16 protein-coding genes and 1 riboswitch are annotated in these 17,706 nt (G+C 71.4%); of the genes, 10 read left to right on the top strand and 6 right to left on the bottom strand.

What is annotated here, in order from left to right; all coding sequences use genetic code 11:
- Positions 1-55 precede the first annotated feature (55 nt).
- From CCN37_RS12555 to CCN37_RS12510, 10 genes are all read left to right on the top strand, one after another.
- On the top strand, positions 56-895 hold the full coding sequence (locus tag CCN37_RS12555; protein ID WP_086820921.1) for a TatD family hydrolase: 840 nt from the start codon (positions 56-58) through the stop codon (positions 893-895).
- Complete coding sequence (locus CCN37_RS42155) at positions 892-2,223, top strand: resuscitation-promoting factor (protein ID WP_086820920.1); 1,332 nt, start codon at positions 892-894, stop codon at positions 2,221-2,223. Before CCN37_RS12555 ends, CCN37_RS42155 begins: the two co-directional genes overlap by 4 nt.
- An 86-nt stretch (positions 2,224-2,309) precedes the next feature.
- Complete coding sequence (gene rsmA, locus CCN37_RS12545; protein ID WP_246842983.1) at positions 2,310-3,176, top strand: 16S rRNA (adenine(1518)-N(6)/adenine(1519)-N(6))-dimethyltransferase RsmA; 867 nt, start codon at positions 2,310-2,312, stop codon at positions 3,174-3,176.
- Positions 3,177-3,323: 147 nt separating this feature from the next.
- Positions 3,324-3,414, top strand: a riboswitch (SAM riboswitch).
- Between the two features lie 210 nt (positions 3,415-3,624).
- Positions 3,625-4,638: a methionine ABC transporter ATP-binding protein gene (locus CCN37_RS12540; protein WP_086820919.1), complete on the top strand. Its 1,014-nt coding sequence runs from the start codon at positions 3,625-3,627 to the stop codon at positions 4,636-4,638.
- A complete protein-coding gene (locus CCN37_RS12535; protein WP_246842982.1) occupies positions 4,635-5,318 on the top strand; it encodes a methionine ABC transporter permease in 684 nt (227 codons plus the stop codon). The genes CCN37_RS12540 and CCN37_RS12535 overlap by 4 nt, the downstream gene beginning before the upstream one ends.
- 33 nt (positions 5,319-5,351) lie before the next feature.
- Positions 5,352-6,167 carry a MetQ/NlpA family ABC transporter substrate-binding protein gene (locus tag CCN37_RS12530; RefSeq protein WP_086820918.1) on the top strand — a complete coding sequence of 272 codons (816 nt, stop codon included), beginning with the start codon at positions 5,352-5,354 and terminating at the stop codon, positions 6,165-6,167.
- 57 nt (positions 6,168-6,224) lie between these two features.
- Positions 6,225-7,181, top strand: a complete 957-nt coding sequence (locus CCN37_RS12525; protein ID WP_210407989.1) for a 4-(cytidine 5'-diphospho)-2-C-methyl-D-erythritol kinase — start codon at positions 6,225-6,227, stop codon at positions 7,179-7,181.
- Positions 7,182-7,293: 112 nt separating this feature from the next.
- On the top strand, positions 7,294-9,096 hold the full coding sequence (locus CCN37_RS12520) for an ABC-F family ATP-binding cassette domain-containing protein (RefSeq protein ID WP_086820916.1): 1,803 nt from the start codon (positions 7,294-7,296) through the stop codon (positions 9,094-9,096).
- Positions 9,097-9,144: 48 nt separating this feature from the next.
- Positions 9,145-10,785, top strand: a complete 1,641-nt coding sequence (locus tag CCN37_RS12515; RefSeq protein ID WP_086820915.1) for a fatty acyl-AMP ligase — start codon at positions 9,145-9,147, stop codon at positions 10,783-10,785.
- Positions 10,786-10,852: 67 nt separating this feature from the next.
- Positions 10,853-11,410 (top strand): 3'-5' exonuclease, encoded by a 558-nt coding sequence (locus CCN37_RS12510; RefSeq protein WP_086820914.1) that lies wholly within the window; start codon positions 10,853-10,855, stop codon positions 11,408-11,410.
- A gap of 3 nt (positions 11,411-11,413) precedes the next feature.
- Here CCN37_RS12510 and pth read toward each other — a convergent pair whose 3' ends face one another.
- The 6 genes from pth to CCN37_RS42150 form a co-directional block, all read right to left on the bottom strand.
- Positions 11,414-11,998, bottom strand: a complete 585-nt coding sequence (gene pth, locus CCN37_RS12505; RefSeq protein ID WP_086820913.1) for an aminoacyl-tRNA hydrolase — start codon at positions 11,996-11,998, stop codon at positions 11,414-11,416.
- A gap of 95 nt (positions 11,999-12,093) precedes the next feature.
- A complete protein-coding gene (locus CCN37_RS12500) occupies positions 12,094-12,711 on the bottom strand; it encodes a 50S ribosomal protein L25/general stress protein Ctc (RefSeq protein ID WP_086820912.1) in 618 nt (205 codons plus the stop codon).
- Positions 12,712-12,982: 271 nt separating this feature from the next.
- A complete protein-coding gene (locus CCN37_RS12495) occupies positions 12,983-13,303 on the bottom strand; it encodes a hypothetical protein (RefSeq protein WP_086820911.1) in 321 nt (106 codons plus the stop codon).
- Positions 13,304-13,392: 89 nt separating this feature from the next.
- A complete protein-coding gene (locus CCN37_RS12490; protein WP_210407993.1) occupies positions 13,393-14,364 on the bottom strand; it encodes a ribose-phosphate diphosphokinase in 972 nt (323 codons plus the stop codon).
- Between the two features lie 26 nt (positions 14,365-14,390).
- Positions 14,391-15,914 carry a bifunctional UDP-N-acetylglucosamine diphosphorylase/glucosamine-1-phosphate N-acetyltransferase GlmU gene (gene glmU / locus CCN37_RS12485; RefSeq protein WP_086820910.1) on the bottom strand — a complete coding sequence of 508 codons (1,524 nt, stop codon included), beginning with the start codon at positions 15,912-15,914 and terminating at the stop codon, positions 14,391-14,393.
- Between the two features lie 107 nt (positions 15,915-16,021).
- A complete protein-coding gene (locus CCN37_RS42150) occupies positions 16,022-17,662 on the bottom strand; it encodes a diguanylate cyclase (RefSeq protein ID WP_086820909.1) in 1,641 nt (546 codons plus the stop codon).
- Positions 17,663-17,706: the final 44 nt, after the last annotated feature.

Below are 17,706 nucleotides of genomic sequence, written 5' to 3'. Positions count from 1 at the left end.
ATGCCGCCGTGTCCACCCCTGTGCTGACTCCCCGTCGCCGTTCGGCGGTGCCGAGGTGAGCGGGGAACGCAAGGGCGAACGCCCGCCGCTCCCCGAACCGCTCCCGGCTCCCGCCGTGGATTCGCACACCCATCTGGACGCGTGCGGCTGCGTGACCGCGCAGGACGTCGCCGCCGCCATGGACAGGGCGAACTCCGTCGGCGTCGCGCGGGCGATCACCGTCGCGGACGACCTTGCCGCCGCGCGCTGGGCAGCGGAAGCCGCGACGTGGGACGAGCGCGTCTTCGCCGCGGTCGCCATCCACCCGACCAGGACCTCGGTGTTCACCGACGCCGACCGCGCCGAGCTGGAGAAGCTCGCCGGGCAGCCGAAGGTCGTGGCGATCGGCGAGACCGGCCTGGACTACTACTGGGACTACGCGCCGCACGACGCGCAGGCCGAGGCGTTCCGGTGGCACATCGACCTGGCCAAGCGGGTCGGCAAGCCGCTGATGATCCACGACCGCGACGCGCACGAGGACGTCCTGCGCGTGCTCGACGAGGAGGGCGCGCCGGACACGGTCGTCTTCCACTGCTTCTCCGGTGACGCGGACTTCGCCCGCCGCTGCGTGGACGCCGGTTACGTGCTGTCCTTCGCGGGCGCGGTGACCTTCCGCAACGCCAAGGCGCTGCGCGAAGCAGCCCTGCTGGTCCCGGCCGAGCAGCTGCTCGTCGAGACCGACGCCCCCTTCCTCACTCCCCACCCGTTCCGGGGCAGGCCGAACGAGCCGTACTGCGTCGCGTACACCCTGCGCGGCCTCGCCGAGCTGCGCGGGGACGACCTCGCCGAGCTGGCCGCGGCCACCACCGCCACCGCTGAACGGGTCTTCCGGTTCCAGGAGGTAGTCGCTCCGTGACTGATCCCGGCTACGAGCATCCCGAGGACGTGACCGAGCGCACGGTCGAGATCCCGGTGGTTGTCGACGACGCCGATGTCGATTACGGTCCCGTGACCGACAGCCGGGGTGGGGACATCCCGGGCGGTCTGCCCCCCACCTGGGTGGGGGAGGCGCCGGAGTCCTGTCGGGGGAACGACGGCGACCCGCACGACCGCCCGCCCCTGCCCGGACGCCCGACGTCTGGACCACCTGTGAAGAGCACGATGGTCAGGGCGGCAGCCGCCGCCACCCTCCTGGTCGTCACCACCGGCGGAGCGACCGCCATCGCGATGGACAAGACGATCACCATCACCGTCGACGACGAGCAGCGCCAGGTGCACACCTTCGCTGGCACCGTCGACGGAGCCCTGGACAGCGCCGGGCTGAGCGCGGGCGCCAAGGACGCGCTCGCCCCCGCCGCGCACGCCTCGATCATCGACGGCAGCCGGATCGTGCTCAAGCGCGGCCGCAAGCTCATGCTCACCGTGGACGGCCGCAAGCGCGAGGTGTGGACCACCGCGCTCACCGTCGACGAGGCCATGCGCCACCTCGGCATGCGCCACGACGGCGCGCTGCTCTCCGCCGACCGCCACCAGCGCATCCCGCTGGAGGGCATGGCGCTGGACCTCAAGACCGCCAAGCTCATCACCCTCGTCGACGGCGGCCAGCCGGCCCGCGAGGTGGCCACCAACGCCACCTCCGTCGAGGACCTGCTCCGCGAGCAGAACGTCGCCCTGGAACAGGACGACACCGTCAAGCCCGAGCCGAAGACCCCGCTCACCGGCGAGAAGATGACCGTCGAGGTGACCAGGAGCCGCTTCACCGAGGTGGTCGAGAAGGTCAAGATCGACCCGCCCGAGGAGAAGCAGGAGGACTCCTCGATGAACAAGGGCGAGAAGGAAGTCATCGAGGAGGGCGAGCCGGGCGAGAAGGAGGTCACCTTCAAGGTGATCACCGTCAACGGTAAGCGCGCCGAGAAGAAGGAGCTGCGCAGCAAGGTGCTCAAGGAGCCCAAGCCGCGCAAGATCAAGGTCGGCACCAAGCCGATCGCCGACGCCGCCGTGTGGGACCGGCTCGCGCAGTGCGAGGCCACCGGCAACTGGTCGATCGTCAGCGCCAACGGCAAGTACCACGGCGGCCTGCAGTTCGACCGGCAGACGTGGCAGGCCTACGGCGGCGGCGCCTACGCCCCGGTGGCCAGCCAGGCATCGCGCGAGCAGCAGATCGCGATCGCGACCAAGGTCCGCGACCGCCGCGGTGGCTACAGCGCGTGGCCGCACTGCTCCGCCAAGCTCGGCCTCCGCTGACCCCTCGCCACCGTCAACGCCTTCGGTGCTGAATGAGTCATTCAGGGCGCAACGGGGCGGTCGGGGTGAGCGGCTAGGGTTCGGGTGTGGATGAGCGGGTAGGGGATGTGCGGCTGCTCGGGCCCGCCGATGTGCGGCGGCTGGCCGGGGAGCTGGGGGTTCGGCCGACCAAGAAGCTGGGCCAGAACTTCGTGCACGACCCGAACACCGTGCGGCGGATCGTCAACGGCGCCAACCTCACCGAGGACGATGTCGCGCTGGAGATCGGCCCGGGGCTCGGCTCGCTGACGCTGGCGCTGCTGGACGCCTGCAAGGCCGTGGTGGCGGTGGAGATCGATCCCGTGCTCGCCGCCCGCCTCGAGCAGACCGCCACCGAGCAGGCTCCCGCCCACGCGGACCGGCTGACCGTCCTGCCCGCCGACGGCATGCGGGTCACCGCCGCGGACTTCCCGCAGCCGCCGACCGCGCTCGTGGCGAACCTGCCGTACAACGTCTCCGTCCCCGTGGTGCTGCACCTGCTGGCCGAGCTGCCGTCGTTGAAGCGCGGGCTCGTCATGGTCCAGGCGGAGGTCGCCGACCGCCTCGCGGCGCGCTCCGGCAGCAAGATCTACGGAGTGCCCAGCGTCAAGGCCGCCTGGTACGCCGATGTGCGCAGGGCCGGACCGGTGCCGCGCGCGGTGTTCTGGCCGGTGCCCAACGTTGACTCGGCGCTGGTGTCCTTCGTCCGCCGCGAAGAACCGTCCACAGTGGACCGCCAGGCTGTTTTCTCGTTGGTGGACGCGGCTTTCGCGCAGCGGCGCAAGACGTTGCGGGCCGCGCTCGCTGGCTGGGCGGGCTCGGCGGCGCTCGCGGAGCAGTGTCTGGTCGCGGCGGGCATCGACCCCTCGACGCGCGGGGAGCAGTTGGACGTCGCGGACTTCGCGCGCATCGCGCAGGCCCGTACCTCGCTCTGAGACTGGTATCACCATTCGGGAATAGTTCACGTTCCCGGGGCGTTCACCTGCGCATTCGGCCATGAGTGTGACGTGCCGAACGATCCACGGTTTGAGACCCGAAACGACTTGCCTCTGTCCGTCATCGTCGGTTCTACTGTTCGCAGCAATCCATCCCGAGCGGCCGAGAGACCTGGCTCAGCGACGCCGCAGCAACCACCCGGAAACGGGCAGGTGCTAACGCCAGGACCGATGGAGTCCTCATGTCTCGCCAGCCGATGTCCGCGCGTCGACCCAACCTGGTCCGTCGACGCTGTGTCGACCAGTGCCTCCGCACGGTGAGTGGTTGTCGCCGCGCATTCCGCGCCGCCGCCTGACCACACCGCACACCCCACCCCCTTAACCGTCCACTGTGGACGGTCTCGGAGCGCTGCCGCCACGAGCGGCAGCCGTGCCATGGAGTCATATCGTGATCACTGTTGAGAACCTGACCAAGAGCTTTCCCGGAAAGGGGGGCGAGGTCCGCGCGCTGGACGGCGTCTCCCTGGAGGTTCCCGCCGGCACGATCCTCGGCGTCGTCGGCACCAGCGGTGCCGGCAAGTCGACCCTGGCGCGCTGCATCGCGCTGCTGGAGCAGCCGGACTCCGGCTCGATCCGGGTGGACGGCACGGACCTGGTCAGCCTCTCCGGTGCCTCGCTGCGCGCGGCCCGCAGGCAGATCGGCGTCGTCCCGCAGACGGATTCCCTGCTGCGCCAACGCACCGCGGCTGGCAACATCGCGCTTCCCCTTGAGGCCGCGAAGGTTCCCGGACCGCAGCGCAAGCAGCGGGTGGCCGAACTGCTGGAACTCGTTGGCCTGTCTGACAAAGCGGCGAACTACCCCGACCAGCTCTCCGGTGGCCAGCGGCAGCGCGTTGCCATCGCCCGCGCGCTCGCCGCGAGCCCCTCGGTGCTGCTGGCCGACGAGCCGACCTCAGCGCTGGACCCGGAGACCACCGGTTCCGTGCTGACCGTGCTCGACCGCGTGCGCTCCGAGCTGGGCCTCACCGTCCTGGTTGTCACCCACGACATGGCCGTGGTCCGCCGGATCTGCGACGACATCGCCGTGCTGGAGCACGGTCGCGTCGTGGAGAACGGCAAGGTCCTCGACCTGATCTCCGAGCCCGGCAGCCGCACCGCCTCGGCGCTGCTGCCCGAGCTGGACCAGGTCTCCCAGCAGCACACCGCCCAGCACGACCGCGTCGCCGACGTGGTGCTGGTCGGCTTCGCCGCGGTCGGCGCGCTGCTGCCGGAGGCCGCCAGCCGCCACGACGTCGAGCTCTCGCTGCTCGGCGGCGGCATGACCCGGCTCAACGACACCCCCGTCGCCCGCTTCCGCATCGCGCTCAACGGCGAGCGGGCCGACGCCGCCCTCAAGTGGATCGGCGAGCGCGGCGCCGTCGTCCGCCACAAGCCCACCCTGGTTGCGGGGACTGCTGCGTGAGAACCGAAACACCCTGGTCCACCGTTTTTGAGCTGCTCGCGGAAACGGGGTGGGAGACGCTGTACATGGTGGTCCTCTCCGCCGTGTTCGCGTTGATCGGCGGCCTGCCGCTGGGCGTGCTGCTGCACGTCACCTCGCCGGGAGGACTGCGCCCGCAGGCGCTGACCTACCGGGTGCTCAACTTCGTCGTGGACATCGGCAGGTCACTGCCGTTCGTGATCCTGCTGATCGCGTTGCTCCCGGTGACGCGCTCGATCGTCGGCACCACGCTCGGCAGCACCGCCGCCGTGGTCCCGCTGACGGTCGGCGCGATCCCGTTCCTCGCCCGGCTCGTCGAAGGCGCGCTGCGCGAGGTGGACACCTCCGTCGTGGAGGCCGCGATCACCACCGGGGCCACCAAACCGCACATCGTGCGGGGCGTGCTGCTCCGCGAGGCCGCGCCCGCGCTCGTCGCCGGGATCGGCGTCACCGTGATCGCGCTGATCGGCTACTCCGCCATGGCGGGCGTCGTCGGCGGCGGTGGTCTCGGTGACCTCGCGATCCGCTACGGCTACCAGCGCTTCGACACCAAGGTGCTGATCAGCACCGTCGTGGTGCTCGGCGTCTTCGCCCGCCTCGTGCAGTTCCTCTTCGACCTCGGCTCGCGCGGCATCGACCGCCGCCGCCGGGTCACCGCCTGAGCCTCTTCTTCTCCTTAAGGACACCGAACTCCCATGCGTCGTATCCGCACGCTCGCCGCCGCCGCAGTCGTCACCGCCAGCGCCCTCGTCCTGGCCGCCTGCGGTGGCGCTGACCCCGCCAAGGACCCCAACGCCGCGATCCGCGTCGGCGTGAGCCCCGTCCCGCACGCCGAGATCCTGCGCTACGTCGCGGACAACCTGGCCAAGGACAAGGGCATCAAGGTCGACGTCGTCGAGATCAACGACTACGTCACGCCGAACACCGCGCTCGCCGAGGGCCAGCTGGAGGCCAACTACTTCCAGCACAAGCCCTACCTGGAGGAGTTCACCGGCGCGCGCAACATCAAGCTCCAGTCCGTGGCCCCTGTGCACGTGGAGCCGCTCGCGGTGTTCTCCAAGAAGGTCAAGAAGGTCGACGAGTTGCCGCAGGGCGCCAAGGTCGCGCTGCCCAACGACCCGAGCAACCTCTCCCGCTCGCTGAACCTGCTCGCCTCGACCGGCCTGATCAAGCTCAAGCCGGGCACCGAGGCCAAGGCCACCAAGCAGGACGTGGCCGAGAACCCCAAGCGGGTGCAGCTGCTGGAGACCGAGGCCGCCCAGCTGCCGCGCAGCCTGGACGACGCCGACGCCGCCGTGGTCAACGGCAACTACCAGCTGGAGGCCAAGCTCGACCTGAAGACCGCGCTCGTGGTGGAGAAGGCCGAGGGCAACGCCTACGCCAACCTGCTGGTCACCCGGCCGGAGCTGGCCGAGGACAAGCGGATCAAGGCGCTGGCGGAGCTGCTGCGCTCGCAGCAGGTGCGCGAGTTCATCGGCAAGACCTTCCCGGGCGGTGTGATCCCCGCCTGAAAATCGGTGAAGACGTGAGCAGCGGGCGCGGGGCCGTAGGCTGGCAGAGTGCTTGCCGTGGTCCCGCCCCCTGTGACCGTCCGCGCCCCCGCCAAGGTGAACCTCCACCTCGCGGTGGGTGACCTGCGCGAAGACGGCTATCACGAGCTGATGACCGTGTTCCAGTCCCTCTCGCTCAACGACGAGGTGACCGTCGCCCAGGCCGACGAGCCGGGCATCGAGGTCGTCGGTGACGGCGCCGATCTGGTGCCCGACGACGCCTCGAACCTCGCGTGGCGCGCCATCGAGGCGCTCGCCGAGCGCGCGGGCCGCGACCCCGACGACCCCCGCGTGCGCGTGGTGATCCGCAAGGGCATCCCCGTCGCGGGCGGGATGGCGGGCGGCAGCGCCGACGCCGCCGCCGCGCTGGTCGCCGCCGCCTCGCTGTGGCGGATGGAGATCGGCAGGGACGAGCTCTCGGAGATCGCCGCCACCATCGGCAGCGACGTGCCGTTCTGCCTGCACGGCGGGACCGCGCTCGGCGCCGGTAGGGGCGAGCGGCTGGTGCCCGTGCTGACCAGGCACACCTTCCACTGGGTGATCGCGCTCGACAAGGGCGGCCTGTCCACCCCGACCGTCTTCGCCGAGCTGGACCGGCTGCGCGCCGAGGGCCGCCCGCCCCGCGTCGGCTCGGTCGAGCCCGTGCTCGAAGCCCTCGCCACCGGCGACCCCCGCCAGCTCGCGCTGCTGCTGGGCAACGACCTCCAGGCCGCCGCCGTCTCGCTGCGGCCCTCCCTGCGCCGCACGCTGCGCGCCGGGGTGGACGCGGGCGCGCTCGCCGGGATCGTCTCCGGATCGGGCCCGACCTGCGCCTTCCTCTGCTCCTCCGCCGACGCCGCCGTCCGGGTGGCCGCGGAGCTCTCCGGCGCGGGCGTCTGCCGTAGCGTTCGGGTGGCGCAGGGCCCGGTGCACGGGGCTCGGGTGATCGGCGGCGACGACACGCCGCGACCCGTCCCGCCCGAGGTCCACGCCTGACCTTTTCGTGCTGAATGACTCGTTGATGTGGTTGACCGTGCTGAATGACTCGTTCAGCACGGTCAACGGACTGAACGAGTCATTCAGGTGGACCACTGCGATGTGAGGATCGATGGCCAACCTGGTCAACCTGGAGTCCGTGAGCAAGAGCTTCGGCGTGCGCCAGCTGCTCAACGCCGTCTCGCTCGGCGTGAACGAGGGCGACCGCATCGGCGTCGTCGGGCTCAACGGCGGTGGCAAGACCACGCTGCTGGAGGTCATCGCCGGGTTGGAGCCGCCGGACTCCGGCCGGGTCAGCCACAACCGGGGCCTGAACTTCGCCGTGGTCACCCAGCGCAGCGAGCTGCCCAAGGGCTCGACGATCCGGCAGAACGTGATCGAGCCGCTGGGCTTCGACGCCGAGCACGAGTGGGCCGCCGACGCGAAGGTGCGCTCGGTGCTGGACGGGCTCGGCGTCAGCGAGCTGGGCCTGGACACCGTGATCGACCCGCTCTCCGGCGGCGAGCGGCGCCGGGTCGCGCTGGCGGCCGCGCTGGTCCGCGACCTCGACCTGATCATCCTCGACGAGCCGACCAACCACCTCGACGTGGAGGGCGTGCAGTGGCTGGCCGACCACCTCGGCGCGCGGCGCTGCGGGCTGGTGGTCGTCACGCACGACCGCTGGTTCCTGGACACCGTGTGCACCCGCACGTGGGAGGTCGTCGGCGGTGGGGTCGAGCAGTACGAGGGCGGCTACGCCGACTGGATCTACGCGCGCGCGGAGCGGAGCCGGCTCGCCGCGACCCTGGAGGAGAAGCGGCAGAACCTCGCGCGCAAGGAGCTGGCGTGGCTGCGGCGCGGCGCTCCGGCCCGCACGTCCAAGCCGCGCTACCGGATCGAGGCGGCCGAGGCGCTGATCGCCGACGTGCCGCCGCTGCGCGACTCGGTGGAGCTGATGAGCTTCGCCAAGCGCCGCCTCGGCAAGACGGTGATCGACCTGGAAGACGCCACGCTGCGCATCCCGGACGGCCGCACGCTGCTGGAGGACACGACCTGGCTCGTCGGCCCGGGTGACCGCGTCGGGCTGGTCGGCGTCAACGGCTCCGGCAAGACGACGCTGCTGCGGGCGCTGGCCGGCGAGCGCGAGCTGGACGGCGGCACCCGCAAGCAGGGGCAGACCGTGCGGTTGGCGCACCTGTCGCAGGAGCTGCACGACCTGCCGAAGAACATGCGCGTGCTGGAGGCGGTCGAGGACGTCGCGCGGCGCGTGGTGCTCGGCAAGTACGAGCTGTCCGCGTCGCAGCTGGCGGAGCGGATGGGGTTCCCGGCGAGCCGCCAGTGGACGCCGGTCTCCGACCTCTCCGGTGGTGAGCGCAGGCGGTTGCAGCTGACCAGGCTGCTCATGTCCGAGCCGAACGTGCTGCTGCTCGACGAGCCCACCAACGACCTGGACATCGACACCCTCCAGCAGCTGGAGGACCTGCTCGACTCGTGGCCCGGCACCATGATCGTGGTCTCGCACGACCGCTACCTGGTGGAGCGGGTCTGCGACAGCGTGGTCGCGCTCTTCGGTGACGGCCAGATCGCCAAGCTGGTCGGCGGGATCGAGGAGTACCTGAAGCGGCGCGCGGCCATGCGCGCGGCGGGCATCGCGACCTCCGTCGGCTCCGGAACCGTGGCGCCGCAGGTGATCGCGGAGAAGCCGAAGTCCTCCGCCGCCGACGAGCGCGCCGCGCGCAAGGAGCTGTCCCGCCTTGAGCGCAAGCTCGCGCAGTTGGACAGCAAGGCCGCCAAGATCGAGGAGAAGCTCGCCGCGGCAGGCTCCGACGTGGGCAAGCTGGTCGAGCTGGACACCGAGCTGCGCGCGGTCAAGGCCGAGCAGTCCGAGGTCGAGGAGCAGTGGATGGCCGCGGCCGAGGTCGTTGAAGCGGGTTGATCGGAACCGCTGTCCACTGATCGTCGGACTGGCTTAGGCTCCGAAACCATGAGCCAGTTCATCGACGCACTGGTGAGCAGGGCGCGGTCGACCGACCGCGGCCTGGTCACCGGCGTTCCCGCCGCCCCCCAGCGCAGAACCTGGGGAGAGGTGCACGAAGAAGCCAGCAGGGCCGCAGCCGCCCTCGTCGCAGCGGGCGTGCGCAGGGGAGACTCCCTCGCCGTGCTCGCCGCCGATCCCGCGCCGATCGCCGCCGCCGTGCAGGCGAGCTGGCTGGCCGGGGGCAGCGTGACCATGCTGCACCAGCCGACGCCCAGGACCGATCTGGCCGTGTGGGCCGAGGACACGCTCAAGGTGCTCGGCATGATCGGCGCCCGGCGGGTGCTGCTCGGCGCGCCCTTCGACGCCCTGGCGGACACTTTGCGCCAGCACGGCATCGAATTCTTGTTGATCGAGGAGCTGCGCGCGCACGCCGAGCCGTTGGCCGAACCGGTGCGGACCGGCGAGGACGACGTGGCGCTGCTCCAGCTCACCAGCGGCTCGACCTCGGACCCGAAGGCCGTGCGGATCAGCCACGGCGCGCTGTGGGCCAACATCCAGGCGATGGTGACGACGGCGAAGATCGACGCCGAGCGCGACGTGCTGGTGTCCTGGCTGCCGCTGTTCCACGACATGGGCATGGTCGGCTTCTTCACCGTGCCGATGACCATCGGCGCCGAGCTGGTCAAGGCATCGCCGGCGGAGTTCGTCGGGCGACCGCTGATGTGGCTGGACATGATCAGCACCTACCAGGGCACCGTGACCGCCGCGCCGAACTTCGGCTACGCGGTCGCCGGTCGTCGTCTGTCCACTTTGGACGATGGCGCGATCGACCTGTCCACGCTGCGCTTCGCGCTCAACGGCGCCGAGCCGATCGACCCCGCTTCGGTGCGCGGATTCACCGACGCCGCAGCGCGATTCGGGCTGCGCCCGGAGTGCATGGTGAGCGCCTACGGCATGGCCGAGGCGACGCTCGGCGTGTCCTTCGCGCCGCTGGACACCGGGCTCGCCGTCGATGTGGTGGACGCGGAGTCGTTGGCGGACAAGCACATCGCCGTTCCCGCAGCGGAAGGCGCGCAGTCCCGCGAGTTCCCGTTGCTCGGTCCGCCGCTGCCCGGCCTCGAGGTGCAGGCGGTCGGCGAGGGCGGCCGGGTGCTCGGCGAGCGCGAGGTCGGCGAGCTGCGCATCCGCGGCGACGCGGTGACCGACGGCTACCTCACCATGAACGGTCCACTGGCCACAAAGGACAGTGAGGGCTGGCTGAACACCGGCGACGAGGGCTATCTCGTCGACGGCCAGGTCGTGGTCTGCGGGCGCCGCAAGGACGTCATCATCATGGGTGGCCGCAACATCTACCCGACCGACGTGGAGCGCGCGGCGGGTGCGGTGGAAGGTGTGCGCGCGGGCAACGCCGTTGCCGTCCGGCTCGACGCGGGGCAGCGGCGCGAGCGCTTCGCCGTCGCCGTGGAGTCCAAGCACGCGGGCGACGCCGCCGCCGAGAGCGCGATGAGCAAGGAGATCGCGGCTCGCGTGATGGACGCCGTCGGAGTCCGCCCCGCCGCCGTGGTCGTCCTACCGCCCGCCACCCTGCCGAAGACGCCGTCGGGCAAGCTCCGCCGCACCGAGGCCAGGAAGTTCATCCCCTCCTGACGCGCAGCCGCCCCGCCGTCGCGTTTCGGAGCCGAAACGCGATGGCGGGGCGGAGGAGGATGGGCGCATGGGGAAGCGAAGCCTGGCGCGCGTGCTGGTCGTGGACGTCGAAGCGACGTGCTGGGCGGGCGCGCCGCCTCCCGGTCAGGTCAACGAGATCATCGAGATCGGGCTCTGCGTGCTCGACACCGCGACGCTCGAACGCGGTGAGCGCAGGGCGATCCTCGTGCGGCCCGAGCACTCCGAGGTCAGCGCCTTCTGCACGGAGCTGACCACGCTCACCGCCGACGACGTCGCAAGTGGACTGTCCTTTGTGGACGCCTGCGCTGTGCTGCGCGAGGAGTACGGCGCCCAGGGGCTCGTGTGGGCGAGCTACGGGGACTACGACCGCAAGCAGTTCCACCGGCAGTGCGAGTCCACCGGCGCGAAGTACCCGTTCGGGCCTCGGCACATCAACGTGAAGACGCTCTTCGCCCTGGCGCACAACCTGAAGAGCGAGGTGGGCATGGACCGCGCGATCGGACTCGCGGGCCTGGCCCTGGAGGGCACCCACCACCGCGGCGTCGACGACGCGTGGAACATCGCCGCCCTGCTCGCGGGCCTGCTCCGCCCCTCGCGCGGCTAGCCCTCAGGACAACGGGTGGAACTTGTTCTGGGCCAGTTCCAGGCCCTGGGAGACCAGGCCCTCGACGGCGTCGGCGCAGAGGTCGATGGCGAAGGCCAGCTCCTTGCGCTCGGTGCTGGAGAAGTCCTTGAGCACGTAGTCCGCCGGGTCCTGGCGACCGGGAGGGCGGCCGATGCCGAACCGCACGCGCAGGTAGTCCTTGGTGCCCAACGACTTGGAGATGCTGCGCAGCCCGTTGTGGCCGTTCTCGCCGCCACCGAGCTTGAGCCGCACCTGGCCGAACGGCAGGTCGAGCTCGTCGTGCACGACCACGATCGCGCCCGGCTCGGCCTTGTAGAAGCGCGCGGCGCCCGCGGTGGCCCCGCCGGAGAGGTTCATGTACGAGCGCGGCTTGGCGAGCACGACCCGGCTGCCGGCGAGCCTGCCCTCCAGCACCTCGGCGCCCGCCTTGTGCGACTTGAACTTGCCGCCGATCCGCCCGGCCAGCTCGTCGAGCACCAGGAAACCGATGTTGTGCCGGTTGCCCGCGTAGCCCGGTCCCGGGTTGCCGAGCCCGACCACCAGCGCCAGCTCGTCCGTGCCGACCATGACTCCCAACTTCCCTGAACGAAAGCGAAACGGCGCGCCACCCTCGCGGGCGGCGCGCCGTCAGCAGTGCTGTGTGCCCGACGTCGTGGGCGTGATCAGCTCTCGGTCTCCGGAGCGTCCTCGACCACACCGGCGCCCTCGGCGTCGACAGCGGCCTCCATCTGGGCGGCGCTCGGGGCCGCGAGGACGTGCACGAGCAGCGCCTCCGGGTCGGTCACCAGGGTGACGTTCGCGGGCAGCTCGACCTGGCCGGCCAGGATCTGGGTGCCGGCGGCGGCGCCCTCGACCGAGACCTCGAAGCCGTCGGGGATGTTCAGCGCGTCGGCCTCGACCTGGATCTCGGTGGCCTCCTGGGTGATCAGGGTGCCCGAGGCGGCGGTGCCGGTGACGGCGACGGTCACGTCGACGGTGACCTTCTCACCGCGCTTGACCAGCAGCAGGTCGACGTGCTCGATGTAGTTGCGCAGCGGGTGCGTGACAACGGTCTTGGTGAGCGCGAGCTCGGTGTCCGAGCCCACCTCCAGGGACAGCACGGTGTTGGTGCCGTGCTGGCGCATCACACGGGCGAACTCCAGCGCGGGCAGGGCCACGTGCTTGGGGTCGGAGCCGTGGCCGTAGAGGACGGCGGGGATCTTGCCTGCGCGGCGGGTGCGGCGAGCGGCACCCTTGCCGAACTCGGTGCGCGGCTCGGCTGCCAGACGGACCTCGGACACGGTGGTGCTCCCTTGCGACGTCGAGTGATCAACTTCGTAGCTGGCGGTCTGCGGCGGCGGGCGGCGCGGAAACGTGTGAATGCGCGCGGCCGATGAGCCGCCGCGTCGATCACGCCGGGTGCGACGACCCGACCTCGCCGAGACAACCCGGCAAGTGTAGGCCGTGGTTCTCGCAGGGCCTAACCGGGGGCCGTTTCGCGCAATCCCCCAACTGGGCGGGCCGAAAGCGAAGGGCCCCGCCGGGATCGACGGGGCCCTTCGGGAGCGCGGTTCAGAACAGCAGACCGACGCCGAGGCCGAGCGCGGTCAGGCCCAGGATCGGGCCGAAGTACTGCATCGGCACCCAGAAGAGGCGGTGCCGGTTGCGGTGGAGCACCGGCTGGCCGGTGTTCTGGTCGAAGCCCTGGACCGGCCGGTTCAGCCGCTCCCCGACGAACCAGATGGCCACGGCGGCCAGCGCCAGGCCGATCACCGTGCCGAGGTTGGGCGCGTCGCTGGGGCCGCCGAGCGCGACACCGACGCCGCTGCCGCCGCCCCCGCCGAGCGCCGCGATGAGAAGGGCCAGGATTCCCCAGCCGGTCCAGACGATCATGTTTCTCCGTAAGCGTTGCCTGAGCTGGTGCGGGGGCACCCTACGGACACCGGGCCACCCCCGCACCGACGCTTCGGCACGGCCCGAACTCAGGCCTCGCCGTCGAACAGGCTGGTCACCGAACCGTCGTCGAAGACCTGGTGGATCGCCTTGGCCAGCAGCGGCGCGATCGAGAGCACCGTCATCCGCGGGAAGCGGCGCTCGTCCGGGATCGGCAGCGTGTTGGTGAAGATGACCTCCTTGGCCCCGCAGTTGGCGAGGCGGTCGGTGGCCGGGCCGGAGAGCACGCCGTGGGTGGCCGCGATGATCACGTCCGCCGCGCCCTCGTCCAGCAGCTGCTCCACCGCCTTGGCGATGGTGCCGCCGGTGTCGACCATGTCGTCGATGACCACGCAGGTGCGGCCCTTGACCTCACCGACGACGCGGTTGGCCACCACCTCGTTGGGCTTGAGCGGGTCGCGGGTCTTGTGGATGAAGGCGATCGGGCAGCCGCCGAGGGTGTTGGCCCACTTCTCCGCCAGCTTGGTGCGACCGGCGTCGGGGGAGACGACGGTCATCTTGGCGTCGCTGTACTTGCTCCGCACGTGGTTGGCGAGCAGCGACATCGCCAGCAGGTGGTCGACGGGGCCGTCGAAGAAACCGGAGATCTGCGCGGTGTGCAGGTCCACGGTCATGATCCGGTCGGCGCCCGCGGTCTTGAACAGGTCGGCGATCAGCCGGGCCGAGATCGGCTCGCGGCCGCGGTGCTTCTTGTCCTGCCGCGCGTAGGGGTAGAACGGCATGATCACGGTGATCCGCTTGGCGCTGGCGCGCTTGAGCGCGTCCACCATGATCAGCTGCTCCATCACCCACTGGTTGATGGGAGCGGCGTGGCTCTGCATGACGAAGGCGTCACACCCGCGCACCGACTCCTCGAAGCGGACGAAGATCTCGCCGTTGGCGAAGTCGTAGGCCGACTGGGGCGTGATCGGCACGTCCAGGTGCTTGGAGACCTCCTCGGCCAGCTCCGGATGGCTGCGCCCGGCGAAGAGCATCAGGCTCTTCTTCGGTGTCGCCGACATCGCGCTCGCGCTCACGGTCATGTCGTTCACTTCCCGTCCTCCGCGTCGTTGCCGGCCACATCATCGCTGTTCGCCGCGAGTGCTCGCGCCGCGGCGTCCGCGGCAGGCGTGCCGGAGCGCTTGCGTGTGACCCATCCCTCAACGTTGCGCTGCTTCGCGCGGGCCACCCCCATCGCGCCCGGCGGCACGTCGGTGATGATCACCGAGCCGGCCGCGGTGTAGGCCCCGTCGCCCACGTTGACCGGAGCGACGAACATGTTGTCCGCGCCCGTGCGGGCGTGCGAGCCGATGGTGGTGCGGCTCTTGGTCACGCCGTCGTAGTTGACGAAGACGGTGGCCGCGCCGATGTTGCTGAAGTCGCCGATCGTGGCGTCCCCGACGTAGGTCAGGTGCGGGACCTTGGAGCCCTCGCCGATCGTGGCGTTCTTGGTCTCGACGAAGGTGCCGATCTTGCCCTTCACGCCGAGCTTCGTGCCGGGGCGGAGGTAGGCGAACGGGCCGACCGAAGCGCCCGCGCCGATCTCCGCGTCAGTGCCGTGGGTGCGCACGACGGAGGCGCCCGCGCCGATCGAGCAGCCGCTGAGCGTGGTGTCCGGTCCGACCACCGCACCCTCGCCGACCTGCGTCGCGGCCTTGAGCTGCACGCCCGGTTCGAGCACGACGTCGCGGGCGAGGACCACGTCGGCGTCCAGCCAGACCGACGCCGGGTCGACGACCGTGACGCCCTCGCGCATCCAGCCGGTGACCAGCCGCCGGTTCAGCTCGGCGCCGAGCGCGGCCAGCTGCACGCGGTCGTTGACGCCCTCCACCTGCCAGACGTCCTCGCACACCAGCGCGCCGACCCGGCGGCCGTCGCCCCTGGCGATGCCGAGCACGTCGGTCAGGTACAGCTCGCCCTGCGCGTTGGCGCTGGAGATGCGGCCGAGCCCGTCGCGCAGCACCGCCGCGTCGAAGGCGTAGACCCCGGAGTTGATCTCCTGGATCGCGCGCTGCTCCTCGGTGGCGTCCTTCTGCTCGACGATGGCGAGCACACCGCCGTCGGGGTCCCTGACCACGCGGCCGTAACCGGACGGATCGGGCACCACGGCGGTGAGAACAGTCACGGCGTTGCCCTGGTCACGGTGCTCGGTGAGCAGCCCCTCCAGGGTCTCGGTGGTGAGCAGCGGCACGTCGCCGTAGGTCACCACGACGGTGCCGTCGGCGCCGGCGGGCAGGGCGGCGAGCGCGCAGCCGACCGCGTGGCCGGTGCCGTTCTGCGCCTCCTGCACGGCGGTGACGATCTTGCGGTCGAGCTGGTGCCCGGTGCTCTCCAGCCGTTCGCCGACCGCCTGCCTGCCGTGGCCGACGACCACGACGAGGTGCGCGGGGTCCAGTCCGGCGGCGGCCCGGACCGCGTGGTCGATCAGCGGCCGTCCGGCCAGCGGGTGCAGCACCTTCGGGGTGGCCGAGCGCATTCTGGTGCCCTCGCCGGCGGCGAGGACGATCGCGTTGACCGGTCCTGGGGTGGTGGGGACGCTGGAGGAGCCTGGGGCGGGTGCGCCCTGTGGCATCAGAGCTCTCCTTGGGTCGTTTCGCAGCAGACACGCGGGGCCGCACCAACCGGTGACCCCGGCCCGGCGATCCTACGGGTGCCGCGACCGGGCCCCGCCCCGCGTCGTCAGCCGACCGCCACCCGGTTGCCACCCTGGTGTTTCGCCACGTACATCGTCGCGTCGGCCCGGCGGAGGGCTTCCTCGGCGGCTTCGCCGGTGCGCAGCCGGGTCAGCCCGGCCGACAGCGTGACCCCGTGCCCGACCGGCGCGGGCAGCCCCTCGACCGCCCGCACGGCCCGCACCAGGGCCGACCGCGCCTGCTCCGTGCTCTTGCCCGGCAGCACCACCACGAACTCGTCCCCGCCGTAGCGCGCCACCAGGTCGTCCGCCCGCACCGCGCCGCGCAGCGTGTCCGCGACCGCGCGCAGCACCGTGTCGCCGACCATGTGGCTGAGCCGGTCGTTGACCTCCTTGAAGCCGTCGAGGTCGAGCACGGCCACCATCACCGCGGGCCCACCGGGCGCCAACGCGGCCGCGCACAGCCGCTCGGCGAGCCCCCTGCGGTTGGCCAGCCCGGTCAGCGGGTCCTGCAACGCCTGCCTGGTCACGGCCCCGTGCACCCGCGCGAGCCGTTCGTGCTCCACCCGCGCCCTGATGGTGCCGATCAACGCCTGCCGCGCGCCCCAGAGGTATTCCTCCATCGCGCTCACGTGCAGGTAGGACGGGTGGTCGACGGGGTCGATGCCCTCCTGGAGCGCGAACAGCCGCGCGTGCTCCCAGCTCAGCGTCAGCCGGAGCAGCCGCACCTCGGTGCTGCCCGCCAGCTCGCGCTCCAGGTCGGAGATCATCGCGATCCCGGTCGCGGTGTCGTCGAGGCAGCGGGCCAGCGCGACCGTCAGGTGGATCAGCTTGCCGGGCTCGCGCGAGCTCTCGCGCAGCCGCAGCAGCCGGTCGACGTGCGAGATGTCCGGTTCGGCCAGCGCGAGCGCCACCGCGATGGACACCACCTCGTCTGCGGCCTTGCCCGTGGCGTCCTCGGCGAACATCGAGCCGCTCCACAGCTCCTCGGCCGTGCGGGCGAGCCGTTCCGCGGCGGCGAAGCGCTCCGTGCTCTGCTCGGTGAAGCCCGCGCGCTCCAGCCGCAGACCCCAGTCCAGCGTCAGGCACAGCCGGTTGATCGTGAGCACCGTGCGCTGGTGGACGTCCTCGGGCGCGATGTGCCGCTCCGCGAGGTCCAAGGTCTCCTCGGCCAGCTCGTAGGTGCCGAGTCCGGACAACGCGCTGCTCAGCGTCAGCAGCGCGCACGCGACCTTCTTGCCCCACACCGCGGGCGGAGTTCCCTCCGGCGGATCAAGCGGCTCGGCCATGACCGCGAGCCCGCGCGCCGCGGCCACCAGGGCGTCGCTCTGCCGCGCCCGCCGGTTCGCGACCCGCCCGCGCAGCGCGTGGTGGTGGATCTCGTAGAGCGGCAGGTCGTGGGCGCGCGCGGTCGCGTCCAGCTCGTCCAGCAGCGGCTCGACGGCCTCGTCCTCGGGGTTGGTCAGCAGCCGCAGGAGCAGTGCCCTGCGCAGCGTCGCGGCGAGCACCTCGCTGGAGGCGACCTGCCGCGCCTGGGCCAGCAGCTCGTCGACCTCGGCGAGGATCGCCCAGCGCTCCGGCAGCGGCACGCTCTGCGCGCGGGCCAGCAGCACGTTCCCGCGCTCGTTCAGCCGTTCGCCGCTCGGGAAGTCCTCGGAGGCGCTGTCGGTCCCGTGGTCGCGGGGCATCGGCGGCACCCCCTCGCGTGATCTTCTGCTCCGATCGGACCACC

This window comes from Allokutzneria sp. NRRL B-24872, assembly GCF_002155965.1.
In the GTDB taxonomy this organism is placed as follows: domain Bacteria; phylum Actinomycetota; class Actinomycetes; order Mycobacteriales; family Pseudonocardiaceae; genus Allokutzneria.
Note: the sequence above shows the minus strand (reverse complement) of the source record. Positions and strands in the feature narration are given on the sequence as shown.